A 17,947-nucleotide genomic window follows, 5' to 3' on the forward strand; every position below is an offset into this window, starting at 1 on the left:
AGAGCTACCGATACCGATCTTCCGATACCGATCCTCAATGCCGGCGAAAGCCGGCATTTTCGATTCAATCCACCCTCCTGCCGACGGGCGACATGGTGGAAGGAGGGGGCAGCTACCGCCGCCCCACGAATATTCAGGCTGCCTGCCCGAGCCCCTTCTCCCGCGCCGCCTCCGCGATAATCCGGTAAGAGCGCAGGCGTGCGGCATGATCGAAGATGTCGGATACGATCATCAGCTCGTCTGCGCCCGTCCGGCGCAGGAAATGATCGAGGCCGCTGCGCACCGTCTCCGACGATCCGACGATCGAACAGGCGAGCATGCGCGACGCCTGCATCTTCTCGGCCGGCGACCAATAGCTGTCTATATCGTCGATCGGCGGCTTGCTGAGCCCCCGCGCGCCGCGATGCAGATCCGCGAAGGACATTTGCTGGGTGGTCGCCAGCCGCTTCGCCTCCGCATCGCTTTCCGCCGCGATGATATTGACCCCGACCATCGCATGCGGCGCCGCAAGCTGTTCGGACGGCTTGAAGCGTGCGCGATAGATCTGCAGCGCCGTCTCCAGCGCGTCCGGCGCGAAATGCGAAGCGAAGGCATAAGGCAAGCCCAGCTCCGCCGCGAGCTGCGCGCCGAAGCTGCTCGATCCGAGGATCCAGACCGGCACGTCGCCCGCCGCATTGGGCACCGCCTGGACGCGCTGATCGGGCCCGGCCGGCGCCAGCAAGGCCTGCAGTTCCAGCACATCCTGCGGAAAGCTGTCAGCGCTGGCAGCATAGCGGCGCAGGGCGCGCACGGTGATCTGGTCCGTACCCGGCGCACGGCCGAGGCCAAGATCGATCCGGCCCGGAAACAGCGCCGCCAGCGTACCGAACTGTTCGGCGATCACGATCGGCGCATGATTGGGCAGCATGATCCCGCCGGCGCCGACGCGAATGCTGCGCGTGCCCGCGGCAATATGCTGGATCACCAGCGAAGTCGCGGCGCTGGCGATGCCCGGCATATTATGATGTTCGGCGACCCAGAAGCGACGATAGCCCCATTGTTCCGCATGACCTGCAAGATCACGCGAATTGTCGAGCACGGCGCGGGCATCACTTCCTTCACGCACACGGACCAGATCGAGAATGGAAATGGGGATCATGCAAGAACTCCTTCCCGCTCGATTTAGGGAGCTGCAGCCGAAACGAAAGATGATGAGCCAAAGTGATGCCGCTACGGACGGGATGAAACTTTCCTGAGTTCCACCTCCGAGGCCGTAAAAAAGCCCGGCGCACTTTCCGGAACCTAGCCGACAATCGTCCGTTAGAAGCTGTCGCCTGCGATCGAGAATGCCGCAGGCCGTTCCATCCGCGATGCTTCCCGACGATCGAGTAGCCGAGAGCTTCGCGCGATCGGTTTGCTGCGATCATTCAAGAATGATGGAGGCGATCCATGGCATTGGAGGATATGTTCAAGGGCGATCTCGGCACGGGACTACTCGTCGGCTTCGGTGCGCTGGTGCTGGCGCCGATTGCCGGGCGGGTGCTCCGTCCTGCCGCGAAGGCCGTGATCAAGGGCGGCATGACCCTTTATCGCGATACGGGGATCGGCGATGCCGCCGAGGATCTCGTGGCCGAGGCACGGACGGAGCTCGATCACTCCCGGCATATGGCCGAACGGCACGAAGCCGAGCATGAAGGCGCGCCAGCCCGGCGCGGCAGGCGGGTGGAGCAGCCAGCCTGAACACCAACCGCCTCGCCGCGCGCGGGAAACAGCCTGGAGGATGATCCATGGCCCGACTGTTGAGCGGGACGACCGCGACCGGCTTTTTTGCCGGGATCGTCGGCGGGCTCGTAGCACCCGCTCTGGCGCGCGGATCGCTGTTGCGCCCCGCCGCCAAGACACTCGTCAGGACGGGCTTCGTCCTGTTCGAACAAGGGCGGGAGGCGGTGGCGCGCTGTTCCGAAAATCTGTCCGATCTGATTGCCGAGGTGCAGGAGGAAAGGCGACGGGAAGCGGCGCGAACCACCCAGCCGGCGGGCGGGGGGAACGGCTCCGCCCCGGCCGGCCGTGGCTGATCTGCCGCGCGCCTATGTTTCGCATCGTCTGCCGGGGCGGATTCGCCTGCGCGTTCCGGAACGGCGCGGCGATACAGGCTTTTTCGAAGCGATAAGGGAAAGGCTTGCCGGCGCCGCCAATATCGCGGCCGTCACCATCGCCCCCGCTACGGGCAGCATCCTCATCCTTGGCACCGGTGCGGACAGGTTGACCGAAATAGTGGGCGAGACCGGCCTGCTCGCCCTCGTCGAACCCCCCGCCGAAACGACACCACGCACCGGCGATGGATCGCGAGGCACGGTGATCGAGCGGGTCCGACAGAATATGGACGCGATGGACCAATGGCTGGCCGGCACCACCGGCAGCAGGGACAGCTTTCGCTCCCTCGTCTATATCGGGCTGATAGGGGCGGGATTCTATCAGCTCGCCCGGGGCAATGTCTTCGGCCCGGCGACAACGCTGTTCTGGCGCGCGGGCGAGCTGATCGACATCTGGCGCGAACGGGATGCGCGAATGAGATCGGCCAATGGCGCTGGCGCGGACCAGCTTGAGAGCCTGGGATGAGGATGGCGGTCCCTCGATGAACACCGCCCCGGACGAGGCCGAACTAAGGCTGATCCACGCCGCCATTCCCGGGCGGGCGCGCTTCCATCTCGCCCGGCTGAAAGGGAATGGGCAGCTGGGCCAACAGCTCCTGGCCGATCTGCCCGGCCGGATGATCGAGCATGTCTCGGCGAACCCGATCACCGGCAACATCCTCATCTTCTTCGATCCCGACGTCCCGCTCGACAGGATTGAGCGCCTGCTGCGCCAATCCCTGCGAGAATCCACGAAAGCCCCATCCCCCAAGGTCGGCATCGCCGCAAACCGGGCGGAAGCATGGCATGCCCTCCCTGTCACCAACGTGCTGGCGCGGCTCGACACGACCGAAGCAGGCCTGAGCGGGACCGAGGGGCTGAGGCGGCTGGCGCGACATGGGCCGAACCGCCTCGGCGAGCTACACGGCCGCAGCGCGGAAGAGATATTGCTCGGCCAGTTCCGGAGCCTGCCGGTGGCGCTGCTCGGTGCAAGCGCGCTGCTGTCGCTCGCGACCGGAGGGCTGGCCGACGCGATCGTCATCGCCGGCGTCATCGGCCTCAACGCCGAGATCGGCTATGTCAGCGAAAGCCGGGCGGAACGGACGATCACCGCGCTGACGAAAGGCAGCCCGCAATTCGCCACGGTGATCCGCGACGGGAGCGGGCGCGAGATCCCGCTGGACGATATCGTTCCTGGCGACATCCTCGAGCTCGCCGCGGGAACGCTCGTCCCGGCCGATGCGCGGCTGATCGCGACGGATGGACTGAGCATCGGCGAAGCGCTGCTGACGGGCGAGAGCCTTCCCATCGAAAAGTCCGCCGACAGGCTGCTTCCCCCCGATTGCCCGCTCGCCGAACGCACGAACATGGTCTTTCGCGGAACGCTCGTGACGGGTGGCGCGGGCCGCGCGGTCGTGGTCGCGACCGGCCGGATGAGCGAGATCGGCCGGATCCAGTCGATGATCGGCGCGGTCGAGCCACAGCAGACGCCGTTGCAGCATCAGCTCGCCCGGCTCGGCCGCGAGCTGGTCGGCATCTCGCTCGCCGCCTGCGGCGCGGTCTTCGCGCTCGGCATGGTCCGGGGACATGGCATGTTGCCCATGCTGCGCGTGGCGGTATCGCTGGCGGTGGCCGCGGTGCCCGAGGGGCTGCCGACGCTTGCCACCACCACATTGGCGCTGGGCATCGATTCGCTGCGGCGCAAAGGCATATTGATCCGCGCCCTCCCCGCCGTGGAGGGGCTTTCCACCATCCAGATCATCTGTTTCGACAAGACCGGCACGCTGACGCTCAACCGCATGGAAGTCGCGCGGATCATCACGCCGCAGGGCGATTTCCGGATGACCGGGCCGCATGTGCTGCGGATGGAAGGCGATGTCGGCACGGCGATCGATCCGGGCGAGCAGCAGGATCTCGTCCAGCTCCTCGAACTCTGCGCCCTCTGCAACGATGCCGAGCTGAACGAGGGCGGGACAGAGCAGGAGGTGACGGGATCGTCCACCGAAACGGCGCTCCTCCAGGCGGCATTGCGCAGCGGGCTCGACGTGGCGGCGCTCCGCGCGCGCCGGCCCCGCCTCTCTGCCTCGCAGCGGAGCGAGAATCGGCGCTACATGACCACCCGCCACGGGCTCGAGACGGGCGCGACGCTGAGGGCGGTAAAGGGCAATCCGGAGGATGTGCTGGCGCTATGCCGCTGGACGCTGGCCGATAGCGAGCGCCGCCCGCTGGACGCGGCGGAGCGCCGCAGGATCGAGGCCGAGAATCAGGCGCTGGGCCAGGCGGCGATGCGTGTGCTGGGTGTCGCCTCGGCGCTGGATGAGGGCGAGCTCGCCTGGGCGGGGATGGTGGCGATGATGGATCCCGTCCGCTCCGATGCGGCAAGGGTCATGACGCGCTTTCACGAAGCGGGAATCGGCACGGTGATCGTGACGGGCGATCAGGCCGCCACTGCCGCGGCGATCGCGGACGAGCTGGGGCTGAGCAACGGCATCACCCCGCAAGGCGCCCTCGCGCGCAACGGCATCGCCACCCTTCCGCCGAACGGGCCGGGGATGATCGCGGACCATGTCTTCTCCCGCGTCACACCTGCGCAGAAGCTGCAGATCATCGAGACATTGCGGCGCGCGGGGCTGGTCGTCGCGATGGTCGGCGACGGGATCAACGACGCGCCGTCGCTGCGCGCCGCCGATATCGGTATAGCGCTGGGCGGCGGCACGGACGCGGCCCGGCAGACGGCGGATGTCATCCTGCTTACCGACGAGCTCGAAGGCCTCGTCACCGCGATCGAGAATGGGCGGGCCACCTATGACAATATCCGTCGCGCGATCGCCTATCTGCTGGCGACCAATCTGAGCGAGATAATGCTGATGCTGGTGTCGGTCGCGAGCGGCATCGGGCAGCCGCTCACTCCGGTGCAACTGCTCTGGCTGAACCTCGTCACGGACGTGCTGCCGGCGATCGGGCTGGCGCTGGAGCCGCCCGCGGCGGGCCTGATGCAGCGGCCACCCCGCGACGCGCAGGAACCGATCGTCTCGCGCGCCGATTATGGGACGCTCGGCCGCGACGCGGCGATCATCACCGGGACGGCCCTGGCGGGCGGGCTCAGCGCCACGCTGCGCCATGGGGCGGGCGTGCGGAGCGGCGCGGTCGGCTTTGCGAGCCTGATCGCCGCCCAGCTCCTCTATGCCCTGCCCTATCGCGCCGCGCGCCCGGCCGGGCAGAAGAGCGAAAATGGCAGGGACTATCTGCCCGGGGCGCTCATGCTTTCGGGCACGGCGGCGGCCGCCGCGCTATTCCTGCCTGGCCTGCGCCGCCTTTGCGGCGGACCGATCGACCTGATCGACAGTGGAATTGCCCTGGCCGCGGGCGGCGCGGCCATGGCGCTCGGTTCGGGCGGAGGTGAAAAGCTGCGCTAGATCAGCGCGCACAGCAATGCGCCGGCCGACCGTTCGGCGAGCTTGGTAAGCAGCGTCCGCGACGCCGCCTCGACCAGCGCCTGGCCCAGGTCCGGGCCGTCACCCGCCCGTGCGGGCCCGGCGCTTCCGAAACCCACCAGCCGGGCTTCGAGGAGATGATCCCAAAGTTCATCGAAGGACAGGCTGTAACGATCATACCAGATGACATAGCTGCCGGTCGCGCCATTGGTCGTCACACGTTCCACGCCGGCGATCTGGAGCAGCTTGCGCCGCACCAGCCCGGCCGTGCCGGGATCCCGATCGAAGGGCCTGCCCTGCAGCCGGAGCCGGCCGGGAACCGAATGGGCAAATTCCAGCATCATTGTCCTGCGAAATCCTGTCTTGGTCAGGCGCCCAATAATCCCTTTATGTTACAAAGAGATGGCGCCGCGATTCGGCGGGACAGGACGATATCTGCCTCCACCTCCCCCCATGTCGCGCAGGGCGTGCGCGCCTTGGCCTATTCCGGTATCGGCGATCCCCCTTTTCTTCGGTCGCCTATCCGGCTATCGAAGCTTTGCCCGTCGCAATTTCGACGGGATCACCGTCGAAACAAGACGCCGGTGAGCAAGCCTAAGAGGTTGATCCGATTGGGTTTTGCGGGTGTAGCTCAATGGTAGAGCAGAAGCTTCCCAAGCTTACGACGAGGGTTCGATTCCCTTCACCCGCTCCAAAATCCTGTCTGGCCATGGTTGCCAGAAGTTGAAAAACCCCTGATTTCCGCTAGTTTTGAGGCAATCACTGGTTGTCGGTGATCGCCTCTGCTTGCCCATAATTGCGCACGATGGGGGCCTAATTTGGGGGCCTCGAGAGGCCTCCGCAGAATCGAGGCCCCCAATGGCGCTGACCGATACCGCGATCCGCAACGCCCGCCCCAAGGCGAAGCCCTACAAGGTGGCCGATTCTCAGGGGCTTTACCTCTTGGTCAATCCGAGAGGCAGCAAGCTATGGCGCGTTAAATACCGCATAGACGGAGTGGAGCGGAAACTGGCGTTGGGGTCATACCCTGAAATCACTTTGGCCGAGGCGCGAACGGCTCGCGACGCGGCCCGTAGGCAACTGGCCCATGCGGTTGATCCCAATGCCGCCAAGCGGCAGGCACGCATTGAAGCGAGCGTCCGTGCAAGCAACAGCTTTGCGACCGTCGCCGAGGAGCTGATCGAAAAGAAGGGCCGCGAGGGCATCGCGCAAGCCACGTTGGAAAAGCAGCGCTGGCTTCTCAAACTGCTCGGCACCGACTTCGGCAAGCGGCCAGTCGCAGACATCACACCGCAGGAATTGCTTCACGAACTGAGGAAGCACGAACGGCGGGGCCGGTTGGAAGCTACCAAGCAGTTGCGCTCATTCGCCAGCCGCGTGTTCCGTTACGCAGTGGCAACCGCACGGGCCGAGCGCGACCCCGCTCAATTGCTGCTGGGCGCGCTGACCACGCCGAGGGTCAAGCACTTCGCTGCGATCACCGACCCGGTCGAGTTCGGTGCCTTGCTTCGAGCGGTGGAGGATTATCAGGGCGACCCGTCCGTCATGTATGCCTTGAAGCTCACGCCTCATGTGTTCCAGCGTCCCGGTGAATTGCGACAGATGGAATGGGCGGAGGTCAATTTCGAGAAAGCCGTCTGGATCATTCCGGAGGGGAAGATGAAGATGCGCCAGCCCCATTCAGTGCCCTTGTCCCGGCAGGCGCTGGCGATCCTCACCGAGATGCGCCAGCTATCCGGCTCGGGCCGCTACGCGTTCCCTTCCGTCCGGACACGGGCGAGGCCGATCAGCGACAACACGATCAACGCGGCGCTGCGGCGCATGGGCTATTCCAAGGAGCAGATGACCGCCCACGGCTTCCGCACATCGGCATCGTCGCTGCTGAACGAGTCGGGAAAGTGGAACCCCGACGCGATCGAACGGGCGCTGGCCCATATGGTGGCGGGAAGTGTTCGGCGTATCTACAATCAGTCCGCCTATTGGCGGGAGCGTGTCGAGATGGCCCAATGGTGGAGTGACTATCTGGATGAGTTGCGGGAGGGAGGAAATAGGTGACGGGCAATCCCGCCGCAGGATGGAAGATCGCCTCTGACACGGAGGATTCCGAGAACGTCCCTCTCTGGAAAGCCTTGGCCCAATTCACATCGGAGGATTTGGACGAGGGATTGAAAGCAAATGCGGCCGTCATCAAGCGTGAGAAGCCAGTCTTTCAGCGATATTACAATCTCGCTTTCGTCACCAGCCTGCTGTTCGGTTTCTTGTTTCTGGTGTTCCTGCTCGGCTTGCTAATCTCGATACATTCAAAATCGGCAAACGCCCTATTCCTTCTCGTGCTGGCTTTCTTGGTCGCCACGGTTGCGCCGCACCTCTGGCGCCAAGCCTACCAGTATGGCTTGACGACGCCCGACGCCCCGCTGGCTTTGCCTCACGCTGCCGATCGGCATTTTGACGAATTTCTAGGCCATCTGCAGAAAGCCTCTGGCCCCAAAGCCTATTACCTGTCTCGTTTCGGTAAGAAGCGGAAGCTTCTCAATCGGCGGCAGTTTTTTGGTCGGCTGCGCTACTTCCTCTTTTCCGAGCATAGCAGGGATCGCGGCATGGTCATGCGGTTTCCGACCGCAATGTCTATCCCTGCTGATCTTTACGTTCATCGCGACGACGTTGAGAAGATGATCGCAATGAGCAAGCCCAAGCGGAAGGCTGGCCCGGGCCGCAACCCCAAGTACGGCTATGCCGACGCGATCATTTCGCTGATGAACGATCCTCGGCTGGACAGTCTCGATTTGAGCGATCGGGCGAAATCGGTCCGCACGATCAAAGACTGGCTCTCTGAGTGGTTTGAGGCCGCCGCTGACTCGTCCGGCGATGTGCCGCGTGGCGACCAATTGGCGCCTTACGCCGAGAAGATTTTTTATCGCTTGAAGACCATTGCGCCGTAGTCGCCGGTCGGGTCACCGGTCGGCGACCGGAACGGCAATGAATCACTTACGGCCTTGCTCGTCTTCCAACCGCTCGACCTCCCGTTCCAGCACGTCCCGTATGAAGGCTGCCCGCCGCTGCCGCCCCACCAGTTTGTCGATCCGCTCACCGAGACCTTCCGGCAGACGGATGTTGGTCGATTTCACATTGAGTGGCGGTCTTCCCATGGGAGCGTCGTAACCGCGCATCAGGCTCGATCAATCGTAAGCAGATTAAGCGGTGCCGGTTATTGAAAGTTTGCCGCCTTTAGCGCTATAAGCGGTGCCGCTTATAGCTTCCCGGAGCGTCGAGCGGCTTTCCGGGACGATGCTGAGGAAGGCAGGCCCATGACGCCACGCGATCTTTCTTCCGGTGATTCGACTGGCGGCACCTCCCGTCGTGCGCTGCTGCGCGCGCTGACCGTGGCGCCCGTCGTCATTCCCACGATCGCCTCGCCTTGGGGCGAGGCACTGGCGGCCCTTCATCGGGATCATGACGACGAGCCGGTATCCATCGGCCGGAGCAAGGCAGGGCGCTCACTCAGCCGCTCCCGCTATCATACCGCCGAGAGCTTCTTTACCAGCATCGAGGCAGGCTTCCCCTTCCACCGGAAGGAAATGCTTTACCATGCCGGCATCGTCGCCCAATTGGCGTTGAGCGCGCATCTGCTCGATGTCGGTTTCCCCGATGCGTGGTGCGCCCGTCATATCGGCCTGCGCGTCGCAAAATCGTTGGCCTACGCCAATGCGACCGGGCTTGCCCACGACTGCCCCGACATGGCGCGGCTCGCGACGATTCTCACGCCCTATTGGAAATGGAACCGTCCCCGCTGGGATGAACCCGAGCCGGACGATGGTGGCTTCACCGTGCATCAGGTTCGCCCCTTGCTGCGCGCCCTGCTGGACCGCGTGCATGACGTGACCGGGCATCCACGCCCAAAGGGCTGGCGCCGCCATCGGCGGGAGGCGCGGACATGACGCTGCGCACCGACATGGACCATCTGCCGATGCCGATCCGTCAGGAGCTTCACCGCATCACGGCGATGCTGTTCGAGGCGTTTGCCGAAACGACCAAGGGCAGGCTGTCCGAACAATATCGGGCGGGCCGCATCCTCACGCTGATCCTGCATGGTCCTCACGCAACGCGGGATTGGGAGCATGTCGCGCCGGGAGAGGCTTTCCGCCTGCTGGCGATCGTCAACTATCCCCGGCTGGCTCGCAGCGAACGGGACTGGCGCATGGTGCGCGACCGACTGCGCCGTGCATGGGAGTTCGGCGAGATCACGCATCCGGTGCGCCTGACCGTCGAGAGTCTGGAACGGGTCAACTGCGCGCTGATCGAAGGCGTGCCGCATTTCGTCACCATCGCGACCGAGGGAATCGCCCTCTACCGGATGGAAGGCCTGCGGTTGCAGGAGCCGCGTCGTCTGCCGGCACCGGAACGGCGAACGCACGGGCTGGCGAAGTTCACCCGCTGGCACCGAAGCGGCTGCGATTTCCTGCTGGGCGCGGCCTTCTACCGGCATCAGGGCAATGCGCCGATGGCAGCGCTATTGCTGCATCAGGCGTGCGAGCATTTCTATCTGTCGGTGCTGTGGTCGATCACTCTGCACGCGCCCCGCACCCACGCGCTGGACGAGTTGCGCGAGGCCGCCGAGGCGCTGGACGCGCGCCTGTGCGCGGCATGGCCGCGAGAAACGCCGTTCGCGCGCCGGGCCTTCGGCTGCATCCGGCGTGCCTATGTCGAGGCCCGATATGGGCGATCCTACCGCATCACCGCGCAGGAACTGGCATGGGCGTTCGCACGGGTCGAGATATTGCGATGCCGGGTGCTTGAGGCGTGCGCGGACCATCTGGATTCCCTTGCTCCGGCCTCGCCGACCCCCTTGCTACAGTCATCGCCGGGAAAGCTGCCAGCGATGCCGCTGCCCCTGCTTGTTGAGCCCTCCAATCTGCCGCAGCAGATATGGCAGATCGCTCGCCGTGCATCGCCGTCGCAATTCCGCTGGAATCGCCTTATCCCCGACCGTGGATTCTGGCGCTCGGATGCGTTCGGGCTGTGGTCCGAGCGCATTGCGTTAGGCGCGCTCGGGCTATGCCTGTTTCTGGCCGGGGCGGAAGCCGCACTGTGGCAAGTGCAGACCGTTCCCTCCGAGCAACCCAGCCGATCGACACCGGCCGATCCTTCCGCCGTGCTGGATTTTGACGTTCACGCCGACACGGTGCTGGGAGCGGTCGGGAAGGTCGCGGATCGTGCAGGCTATCGGATCAAGGCCAACGAGGACATTTGGGCGGTGCGCTGGACCGGCGCCTATCGCGCCAAAGCCACGACCTTCGATGCGCTCGCCGACATTCTCTACGGCTCCGGCCTGTGTCCCGCGATCCGGAACGACGTCATCACCGTGCGCTATTGCGACAAGAGCCGCCCGCCCACAGTGGCGACGATCGAATATCAGGCGCAGCCGGGATCGATCGTGCGGATGCAGAATGAGCCTTGATTACACAGAATGGCCATGGGGGTGGTGAACGATCTGGCCGCCTCCGAGGGCAAGGTGAGCAATAGCTGCCGCTATGGTCGGGGCGCTGAATCGCTATAGGTGTAGGCCGAGGAACGATGCGCCGGGAACCGGATTGAACGAGATCGCCTCTGCGGGGACGAAGCCAAAGGCCGAATAAAGCTTTCGAGCGGAGAGGGACTTTTCCTGCACGTCGAGCCTCATTTCGCGATATCCAACGCCACGGGCCTCCGCGATCAGTCGTTCCACCAACATGCGGCCCACGTTGCTGCCGCGTGCATGGGGACGGACATACAGCCGCTTCATTTCGCATATGGTGGTGCTGACTTCCCGTAATGCGACGCAGCCTTCGATTTCGTCACCTCGCTCCGCAAGCAACACGAGTCCCTTCGGTGCTGCATACTTGCCGGGCAAACTCGCGAACTCTGCGCCATTTCGTTGATAGTCGAGATTGACCGGGGAGTTTGCGACAAACTCGCGCCAGATGCTCAGCACCGAAGCTGCGTCATTGGGAAAGATCGCGGGCCTGATGATCGTCATGGCATGAAAGGTTAGCGACGATCATGGCGGCAATCGGACGCCGTGACGGCAGTTCTGGAACGGCAAAGACGGGGGCGCTTGCCGAACGGCAGCCCCGACCCTGCGCGACTCCGGTAGCTCCAAAGGGCATTTCTGGGAGGCTGCGTTCTTTTCTGTATTTGCAAAATTTTGCGGATTTCTGCGGCTTTTTTCAATGCTGGACGACACACCAGCGACCATGTGCAACTTGAAGCGTCTCCCGCCGCGAATCGGCAACCACGGAGACGCACATGGAACCGCTTGCCATCTCGATCAACGCCGCCGCCAAGGCTCTGAGCATTGGCCGTTCGTCCATATACGGGCTAATAAAGTCCCATAGGCTTGAGGCGATCAAGATCGGAACCAGAACGCTGGTGACGACCGCATCGCTCGCCCGGCTGGCCGAGTCCCGCAAGGACGCCTGACCCGAAGGCGCTCCGTGGCCCTGCCTTTTGAATTGGCGGGCCACTCCACGCCGCCGGGCCAGCCCTCCCGACAATCCGCACACCCGCACCTGATTCCAAGAAAGGATGCCCCATGCCTGTTTTCCGCAAGGCCATGGACTGGCTTGCCGACCTGCCGCGCCGTGATCGCAAGGTCACCTATCGCGCATCCATCAACGCCCGCGTCGCGCCCCATGTGATGCCGTTGCTCAACAGGATCGTTGCCGACGACGAGGACGGCGACACGCTCCGCAATTCGCTGATCCCGTGGCAACGCGCCGAGCGCCCGCCCATCGCTATCTATCGTGGCGACCTGTCCACCTGCCGGATCGATGGCCCGTGGCAGGTGGCGGGCGATCACTGGTTCCCGCTGGGCGGCCTGATCCTCTCCCCCGGCGTGACCGCCCACCTCAATCCGTTCGAGGCGCAAGCCCTCCACAGGCATATGGAGAAGGCCATCGAGGACGCCATCGTCGCATGGGTCCGGGACCATGATCTTCACGCCATGCGGCCTGTCCCGGAAGAGATCGACCGCAAGCCCGCCGACCGTGCCGCCAAGGCGATGATCGCAGCATGGGCGTCCGGGCAGCGCGAGGCCGATGCCGTGCCGGATACCAGCCCCGGCGAGGCCGGAGATTGCTGCTCCAGTGAGGCGGCCAGCGCCATGTGCAAAGCCTGCCGGAAAGGACCGGACCATGTTTGAGCCGGTCGCCCATGAGGCAAGGTCGCGGGGCTGCGATGCTACGCATCGAGCCAACAATTCAGAAACACACCTCACGCACGGGTGCATCCCGCTTTTCCGCCATTTTTCGAGAGTGCGCCGCGAGTGCGCGGGGTCGGCGGATTGGCGAACCGTCGCATTTGCGCGGCTTTTCGAGAGTGCGCGGCGCACTCTCGGGGAAGCGGCGCTATGAAGCCGGTGCAATACACCGTCCGCCTGCCCGTTTCGCTCGACAAGGCGCTCCGAGCGCTGGCCGAGCGGCACGGTATCAGCGCCTATGCCGTGCTTCAACGCAGCGTGAAGGCTGGCGTCGCGGCGCTCGCCAACCCGCCATCCCCCGACACCAGCAACCGGGAGATCGTCGCCGAACTGGCATCCGTCAGCACTCGCATCGTGGACGTGGAGCGGATGCTGGACCGGGCGCTGTTCACCGCCTGCGCTTCCTATTGCTACGCCCGCAGCGCGGCGCTGGGCGCGCGCAAGACCGATGAGATCATCACCGCCGAGATAGAAGCGGCCTACGATCGCCAGCGGCGGCTCAGCCGGGAGAAGCGGCCATGACACAATCCCATGACCGCCGCATCCATGCCGACGCCTTGCGCCGACAACATCGCGGCAACCAGTGGTCGCGGTTCAAGCGGCAGGCCGGTATCATGCTAGCAACCGTGGCCCTGGGCGCGGTGGCCGCGCCCTATGCGATGCTGGACAAGGACCAGCAATGGGCCGCCGGCGTCTATGCCTATGCGCGGGGAACGCTCTGGATCGCCAGCAGCTTCTCCCCCGATCCGGCGATCAGGGTCAGATATAAGGGGACGGCCTACCGCTTGTCTGCCCGCGCTGTCGCCGCCGACCGCTATTATCGCGAGGCGCTATCGGATGCCATATCCGAAGCCTGCGTGGGCGGCCTGCTGGCCTTCACCGCTTGGCTATCGTGCCTGTTCCTGTTTCGCGGAGCCGTGAAGCGGCGGCGCGAGCGCGCCTTGCAGGATCGCGTCATCGCCGGGACCTTGGTTGTGGACGAGAAGCAGCTTGCCAAGCTAACCGGCACCGAAGCGGATGCCCGCGCGCTCGCCATCGGCACGGTGCAGATCCCGTCGCGGCTGGAAACGCGGCACCTGTCGATCATCGGCACGACTGGCAGCGGCAAGACCACGGCACTGCGCCAGATGCTCGACGGGATCGAGGCGCGAGGTGAGACTGCCTTGGTCTATGACACCAGCGGCGAGTTCATCGCGCATTACTACCGGCCCGAGCGCGGCGACGTGATCCTCAATCCCTTCGATGCCCGGTGCGCCTATTGGTCGCCGTTCGCCGAGATCGCCCACCCCGCCGATGCCGACCGCATCGCTCACCAGCTTATCACCGAGACGGGGCAGAGCGACCGCGACGTGTGGCTTGAAACCAGCCGCATCCTTGTCGCCAACATGATCCGCGCCTTATGGCGGGAAGGCAAGCGCACCCTGCCTGACCTGTTGGACGCGCTTCAGAAGCGGACGAAGGACGACCTCAAAATCTGGCTGGCGGGCAGTTCGTCGGCCCGGACCTTCGCCGAGGATGCCGACCGGGCGACCGGCAGCGTGTTGTTCATGCTGGCGAAGGCCGCCAACCTGATCCAGTTCCTTCGCGTGGACGGCAGTGGCGGCGCACCCTTCGCCTTCCGCGACTTCATTCACGGGCTGGATAAGCGCAGCGGCGCGCGGCCGTGGATATTCGTGCCGCGCAAGGAGGATTATTTCGAGGCGTCCAAACCTCTGCTCGCCTGCTGGCTGGAATGCGCGGCGAGTGCCGTGCTGGGGCTTTCTCCCTCGCCCGACCGGCGCATCTGGTTCGTGCTGGACGAGCTGGCCGACCTGCCCCGCGTCGATAACCTCGCACGGCTCTTGCCGGAGGGCCGCAAGTTCGGCGCGGCGGTGGTGCTGACCTTTCAGGCGCTGGGCCAGATGCGGCACCGCTACGGGCCGCAGATCGCGGAATCCATGCTGGGCTGCTGCAACACCAAGCTGTTCCTGCAAACTATCGACAGCGAAACCCGTGTCTGGGCCAGCCAGACCATCGGCGAGTGCGAGGTCGAGATTCAGACCATGACCGACGCGCTGGCCGATGGTGACGACGAAGCCCGCACCACCTTGGGCCGGATGCGGAAAATGCGCCCCGCCGTGCTGGAAAGCGAATTGCGCCTGCCCAAGTTCGAGGGATATTTGCTGTTCCCCGATGGCTTGCCCGTGGCACGGATCAAGCTGACCGCCGATCATATCGCGCGGCGAGGCCCTGCCCGCCAGCCGGGATTCGTCGCGGGCGATCCCGACACCACGCTCTGGAAGCAGACGGGGAGCGCAGCGCCGCAGCCATCACCGCCGCCCCCGCCAGCCCCCGCCAGTCAGGGGCCGGTGTGATGGTCGCGTCGGTTTTCGCGCTGACCAGTTCGGCGCAGGCCGCCAGCTATTACGAGGCCGACGACTATTATTCCGCAGGCGGTGTTTCGCCTTCGGAGTGGCAGGGCGCTGGCGCGGAGGCGCTGGGCCTGTCCGGCGAGGTGAACCATGACCAGTTCCGGGACTTGCTGGACGGCAAGGTGGCGGGCGAGCAGCTTGGCACCTTCCGCGACGGGCAGCTTGAGCATCGCCCCGGCTGGGACGTGACCCTGAGCGCGCCCAAGTCGGTGTCAATCATGGCCGAGGTGGCGGGCGACCGGCGATTGATCGCGGCGCATGGGCAAGCGGTCAGAACAGCGATGGCCCATGTCGAAAAGCATATGGCCGCCACCCGCATCCGTGACGGCGGCACCGTCGCCCGCGAGGCGACCGGCAATCTGGTTATCGCCAGCTTCCAGCATGGCACCAGCCGCGCGCAAGACCCGCAGCTTCATACGCACAATGTCATCATGAACGCCACCCGGGACGAGGACGGCGCGTGGCGCAGTCTTGAGCCGCGCGCCATCTACCAGCTTCAAAAGCAGATCGGGGCCATCTACCGGCAGGAACTGGCCTTGAAGGTGCGCGAACTCGGCTATGAGATCGAGACGGGCAAGGACTCGCTGTTCGAGATCAAGGGCGTGTCCGCCGAGGTCATCGGGGCGTTCAGCACCCGCAGCGCCGAGATCGAGGCGGCGCTTGCCGAGCGCGGCACCTCTCGCGATGCCGCCAGCGCGGCCGAGAAACAGATGGCGGCGCTCGACACGCGCGAGGCCAAGGTTGCTGTCGATCATGTCTCTCTTGTCTCGGACTGGCGCGAGACGGCCAGCCAGGCCGGTTTCGGCGCGGCGGTGCGGCTGGCGATGGTCGAGCGGGCCGAGGCCAAGGCCGCCGATCCCTCGCACCGGGCCGATATGGCGACGCAGGCCACAATGGCGGATCGCGCCGTCGCCCATGCCGCCGACAAGCTGGGCGAACGACAGTCGGTGTTTTCCGTTGCCGCCTTGCAGGAGGAAGCCGGACGGATCGCATTAGGCAAGGTCAGTTATGAGCAGATCGGGGCCATGATCGACGCAGAGACGAAACGGGGCGAGTTGATCGACCGGACCTTTCAGGACCGGCGTGGCGCGGAGTTCGCCGGATTTACCACCCGGCAGAATGTAGAAACTGAAGCCAGAATGTTGCGGATCGAGGCCGAGGGGCGCCGCGCGCTCGCCCCCATCGCATCGCCGCTTGCCGCCGCCAAGGCTATAGCCAGCGCGACCGCGCAATCGGAGCGTGCGGGTTTCGGCTGGAACGCCGACCAGCGCCAAGCCACCGAGCAGCTTTTGACCAGCCGCAACCGGATCACCGCCTTGCAGGGCTATGCAGGCACAGCCAAGACCACGACAGTCCTAGCGACCTTCGCCCGCGAGGCCGAGGCGCGCGGTGCATCTGTCATCGCGCTTGCTCCCACCGCATCGGCGGCGATGGTGCTGGGCGAGGCGCTGGACGCACGAAGCGATACCGTGGCTCGACATCTGTTGTCGCCGGAGCGCCCCGACCCCACCCACCCCGCAGCGTGGATCGTGGACGAGGCATCGCTTATGTCGGCGCGCGATACCGCGCGGCTGTTCGACCTGGCCGGCAAACATGATGCCCGCATCATCCTTGTCGGCGACGTGAAGCAGCTTGGTTCGGTCGAGGCAGGCGCGGCCTTCGCGCAGTTGCAAGGTGCGGGCATGGAAACCGCCAAGCTCGCCGAGATCGTCCGGCAGACCAATGACGCCGCTAGGCAAGCGGTGCTGGCGTCCATCGAGGGGGACGCCAAGAAGGCGCTGGCCACGCTGGACAGGGGCGGCGGCCAGATCGTCGAGAGTGCCGACCGGGCCGAGCGGTTTACAGCTATCGCCGAGCGGTATGCGGCGCTGGACAATACCGACCGCGCCCGCACCCTTGTTATCGAGCCATCCCGCGAGGGGCGCGACGCGCTGACCGCCGACATTCGCGCCGCGCTGACCAGATCGGGCGCGCTGACCGGCCCCGCCGTCACCGTGGAGAGCCTTGCCAACAAGGGGCTGACCCGCGCCGAGGCCCGTGACCCGATGAGCTACGACAAGGGCGATGTTGTCCGCTTCACCCGCGATTATGCCGACAAGGGCGTGACTCGCGGCGAAGCCTATAGAGTGGAGAGCATCGACCCCGCCAAAGCCGCCATCACGCTCAAATCGGAGGATGGCCGCGAGGTGGATTGGCGGTTGCGGCAATGGGGCGCGGGCAAGGTGCAGACGTTCGCGCCGCAGCCGATGAACCTGAAAACTGGCGACAGCATCCGGTTTACCCTCAACGACCGGGAGGCGGGCCGGATCAATGGCGGGCGCGGCGAGGTGATCGCCGTGGACGAGCGGACTCGCACCGCCACCATCCAGACCGCGCGAGGGACGACCGAGACGCTCAATCTCGATTCCGCCCGCGACCGGCATATCGCCCATGCCTATGTGGACACCGCCTTTGCAGCCCAAGGCCGTACCGCCGATCACGTCATGATCCATGCCGACAGCAAGGCGACCAATCTAGTCGATCAAAAGAGCTTCTATGTCGGGATTTCCCGCGCGAAGGAATCGGCGACCATCTTCACCAATGATCGCGGCAAGCTGGTATCCGCCATAAACGAACGCGCGGGAAAGGTGCAAACCGCCATCGCGCAGGCCGTCATGCCCACGCCTGCCGCCGACAAAGCAGCGGGGGCCGGGCTGGGTTGACCCGGTATATCACGCCATTCAAACCGTATTGCGTCACTTGACACCGAACGGCTCG

17 protein-coding genes and 1 tRNA gene are annotated in these 17,947 nt (G+C 65.1%); 14 read left to right on the plus strand and 4 right to left on the minus strand.

Annotated elements, in window-relative coordinates; all coding sequences use genetic code 11:
• Positions 1-133: 133 nt before the first annotated feature.
• The gene (locus CLG96_RS00345; RefSeq protein ID WP_107965893.1) at positions 134-1,138 is read right to left on the minus strand and encodes an LLM class flavin-dependent oxidoreductase; all 1,005 of its coding nucleotides are present in this window, start codon (positions 1,136-1,138) and stop codon (positions 134-136) included.
• A 290-nt stretch (positions 1,139-1,428) separates the two neighbouring features.
• Here CLG96_RS00345 and CLG96_RS00350 point away from each other — a divergent pair, with 290 nt between their 5' ends.
• The 4 genes from CLG96_RS00350 to CLG96_RS00360 are packed head-to-tail and all read left to right on the plus strand — an operon-like array spanning position 1,429 to position 5,527.
• Positions 1,429-1,719, plus strand: a complete 291-nt coding sequence (locus CLG96_RS00350) for a hypothetical protein (RefSeq protein ID WP_207796518.1) — start codon at positions 1,429-1,431, stop codon at positions 1,717-1,719.
• 47 nt (positions 1,720-1,766) lie between these two features.
• A complete protein-coding gene (locus tag CLG96_RS00355) occupies positions 1,767-2,054 on the plus strand; it encodes a DUF5132 domain-containing protein (protein ID WP_107965894.1) in 288 nt (95 codons plus the stop codon).
• Positions 2,047-2,598, plus strand: a complete 552-nt coding sequence (locus CLG96_RS18430) for an HMA2 domain-containing protein (RefSeq protein ID WP_133175310.1) — start codon at positions 2,047-2,049, stop codon at positions 2,596-2,598. Before CLG96_RS00355 ends, CLG96_RS18430 begins: the two co-directional genes overlap by 8 nt.
• Positions 2,599-2,614: 16 nt before the next feature.
• On the plus strand, positions 2,615-5,527 hold the full coding sequence (locus CLG96_RS00360) for a cation-translocating P-type ATPase (RefSeq protein ID WP_165799466.1): 2,913 nt from the start codon (positions 2,615-2,617) through the stop codon (positions 5,525-5,527).
• Here the strand turns inward: CLG96_RS00360 and CLG96_RS00365 are convergent.
• Positions 5,524-5,889: an HMA2 domain-containing protein gene (locus CLG96_RS00365; RefSeq protein ID WP_107965896.1), complete on the minus strand. Its 366-nt coding sequence runs from the start codon at positions 5,887-5,889 to the stop codon at positions 5,524-5,526. The genes CLG96_RS00360 and CLG96_RS00365 overlap by 4 nt on opposite strands.
• 276 nt (positions 5,890-6,165) lie before the next feature.
• Here CLG96_RS00365 and CLG96_RS00370 point away from each other — a divergent pair.
• The 3 genes from CLG96_RS00370 to CLG96_RS00380 all read left to right on the plus strand — a co-directional run bounded on the left by CLG96_RS00370 (position 6,166) and on the right by CLG96_RS00380 (position 8,484).
• Positions 6,166-6,239, plus strand: a tRNA-Gly gene (locus CLG96_RS00370).
• Positions 6,240-6,403: 164 nt separating this feature from the next.
• On the plus strand, positions 6,404-7,600 hold the full coding sequence (locus CLG96_RS00375; RefSeq protein WP_107965897.1) for a tyrosine-type recombinase/integrase: 1,197 nt from the start codon (positions 6,404-6,406) through the stop codon (positions 7,598-7,600).
• Positions 7,597-8,484, plus strand: a complete 888-nt coding sequence (locus CLG96_RS00380) for a hypothetical protein (RefSeq protein ID WP_107965898.1) — start codon at positions 7,597-7,599, stop codon at positions 8,482-8,484. The genes CLG96_RS00375 and CLG96_RS00380 overlap by 4 nt, the downstream gene beginning before the upstream one ends.
• A gap of 42 nt (positions 8,485-8,526) precedes the next feature.
• Here the strand turns inward: CLG96_RS00380 and CLG96_RS00385 are convergent, their stop codons facing one another.
• Positions 8,527-8,712 carry a hypothetical protein gene (locus CLG96_RS00385; protein WP_107965899.1) on the minus strand — a complete coding sequence of 62 codons (186 nt, stop codon included), beginning with the start codon at positions 8,710-8,712 and terminating at the stop codon, positions 8,527-8,529.
• A gap of 138 nt (positions 8,713-8,850) precedes the next feature.
• Between CLG96_RS00385 and CLG96_RS00390 the strand changes: the two genes are divergently transcribed.
• Together CLG96_RS00390 and CLG96_RS00395 are read left to right on the plus strand one after the other, a co-directional pair.
• The gene (locus CLG96_RS00390) at positions 8,851-9,480 is read left to right on the plus strand and encodes a hypothetical protein (protein ID WP_107965900.1); all 630 of its coding nucleotides are present in this window, start codon (positions 8,851-8,853) and stop codon (positions 9,478-9,480) included.
• Positions 9,477-11,000, plus strand: coding sequence for a HEPN domain-containing protein (locus CLG96_RS00395; RefSeq protein WP_107965901.1), 1,524 nt, complete (start codon positions 9,477-9,479; stop codon positions 10,998-11,000). The genes CLG96_RS00390 and CLG96_RS00395 overlap by 4 nt, the downstream gene beginning before the upstream one ends.
• A gap of 93 nt (positions 11,001-11,093) precedes the next feature.
• On the opposite strand, the gene CLG96_RS00400 is transcribed toward CLG96_RS00395, so the two are convergent.
• The gene (locus CLG96_RS00400; RefSeq protein ID WP_107965902.1) at positions 11,094-11,558 is read right to left on the minus strand and encodes a GNAT family N-acetyltransferase; all 465 of its coding nucleotides are present in this window, start codon (positions 11,556-11,558) and stop codon (positions 11,094-11,096) included.
• 269 nt (positions 11,559-11,827) lie between these two features.
• On the opposite strand from CLG96_RS00400, the gene CLG96_RS00405 reads away from it, so the two are divergent.
• The 5 genes from CLG96_RS00405 (at position 11,828) to mobF (ending at position 17,892) form a co-directional block, all read left to right on the plus strand.
• Positions 11,828-12,001 (plus strand): helix-turn-helix domain-containing protein, encoded by a 174-nt coding sequence (locus CLG96_RS00405; protein WP_107965903.1) that lies wholly within the window; start codon positions 11,828-11,830, stop codon positions 11,999-12,001.
• A 112-nt stretch (positions 12,002-12,113) separates the two neighbouring features.
• Positions 12,114-12,722: a hypothetical protein gene (locus CLG96_RS00410; RefSeq protein ID WP_107965904.1), complete on the plus strand. Its 609-nt coding sequence runs from the start codon at positions 12,114-12,116 to the stop codon at positions 12,720-12,722.
• A 207-nt stretch (positions 12,723-12,929) separates the two neighbouring features.
• Positions 12,930-13,301, plus strand: coding sequence for a hypothetical protein (locus CLG96_RS00415; protein ID WP_107965905.1), 372 nt, complete (start codon positions 12,930-12,932; stop codon positions 13,299-13,301).
• A gap of 92 nt (positions 13,302-13,393) precedes the next feature.
• Positions 13,394-15,133: a type IV secretion system DNA-binding domain-containing protein gene (locus tag CLG96_RS00420; protein WP_341476931.1), complete on the plus strand. Its 1,740-nt coding sequence runs from the start codon at positions 13,394-13,396 to the stop codon at positions 15,131-15,133.
• The gene (gene mobF / locus CLG96_RS00425; protein ID WP_107965907.1) at positions 15,133-17,892 is read left to right on the plus strand and encodes a MobF family relaxase; all 2,760 of its coding nucleotides are present in this window, start codon (positions 15,133-15,135) and stop codon (positions 17,890-17,892) included. Before CLG96_RS00420 ends, mobF begins: the two co-directional genes overlap by 1 nt.
• The last annotated feature ends 55 nt before the right edge of the window (positions 17,893-17,947 follow it).

It is taken from the genome of Sphingomonas oleivorans, assembly GCF_003050615.1.
Classification (GTDB): Bacteria; Pseudomonadota; Alphaproteobacteria; order Sphingomonadales; family Sphingomonadaceae; genus Sphingomonas_H; species Sphingomonas_H oleivorans.

Coding starts and splice junctions, on each gene's coding strand:
- CLG96_RS00405 (WP_107965903.1), top strand. CDS start 11,828: ATGGAACCGCTTGCCATCTCGATCAACGCCGCCGCCAAGGCTCTGAGC.
- CLG96_RS00365 (WP_107965896.1), bottom strand. CDS start 5,889: ATGATGCTGGAATTTGCCCATTCGGTTCCCGGCCGGCTCCGGCTGCAG.
- CLG96_RS00355 (WP_107965894.1), top strand. CDS start 1,767: ATGGCCCGACTGTTGAGCGGGACGACCGCGACCGGCTTTTTTGCCGGG.
- CLG96_RS00390 (WP_107965900.1), top strand. CDS start 8,851: ATGACGCCACGCGATCTTTCTTCCGGTGATTCGACTGGCGGCACCTCC.
- CLG96_RS00400 (WP_107965902.1), bottom strand. CDS start 11,558: ATGACGATCATCAGGCCCGCGATCTTTCCCAATGACGCAGCTTCGGTG.
- CLG96_RS00375 (WP_107965897.1), top strand. CDS start 6,404: ATGGCGCTGACCGATACCGCGATCCGCAACGCCCGCCCCAAGGCGAAG.
- CLG96_RS00385 (WP_107965899.1), bottom strand. CDS start 8,712: ATGCGCGGTTACGACGCTCCCATGGGAAGACCGCCACTCAATGTGAAA.
- CLG96_RS00415 (WP_107965905.1), top strand. CDS start 12,930: ATGAAGCCGGTGCAATACACCGTCCGCCTGCCCGTTTCGCTCGACAAG.
- CLG96_RS00360 (WP_165799466.1), top strand. CDS start 2,615: ATGAACACCGCCCCGGACGAGGCCGAACTAAGGCTGATCCACGCCGCC.
- mobF (WP_107965907.1), top strand. CDS start 15,133: ATGGTCGCGTCGGTTTTCGCGCTGACCAGTTCGGCGCAGGCCGCCAGC.
- CLG96_RS00345 (WP_107965893.1), bottom strand. CDS start 1,138: ATGATCCCCATTTCCATTCTCGATCTGGTCCGTGTGCGTGAAGGAAGT.
- CLG96_RS00420 (WP_341476931.1), top strand. CDS start 13,394: ATGCTAGCAACCGTGGCCCTGGGCGCGGTGGCCGCGCCCTATGCGATG.
- CLG96_RS00395 (WP_107965901.1), top strand. CDS start 9,477: ATGACGCTGCGCACCGACATGGACCATCTGCCGATGCCGATCCGTCAG.
- CLG96_RS00350 (WP_207796518.1), top strand. CDS start 1,429: ATGGCATTGGAGGATATGTTCAAGGGCGATCTCGGCACGGGACTACTC.
- CLG96_RS00410 (WP_107965904.1), top strand. CDS start 12,114: ATGCCTGTTTTCCGCAAGGCCATGGACTGGCTTGCCGACCTGCCGCGC.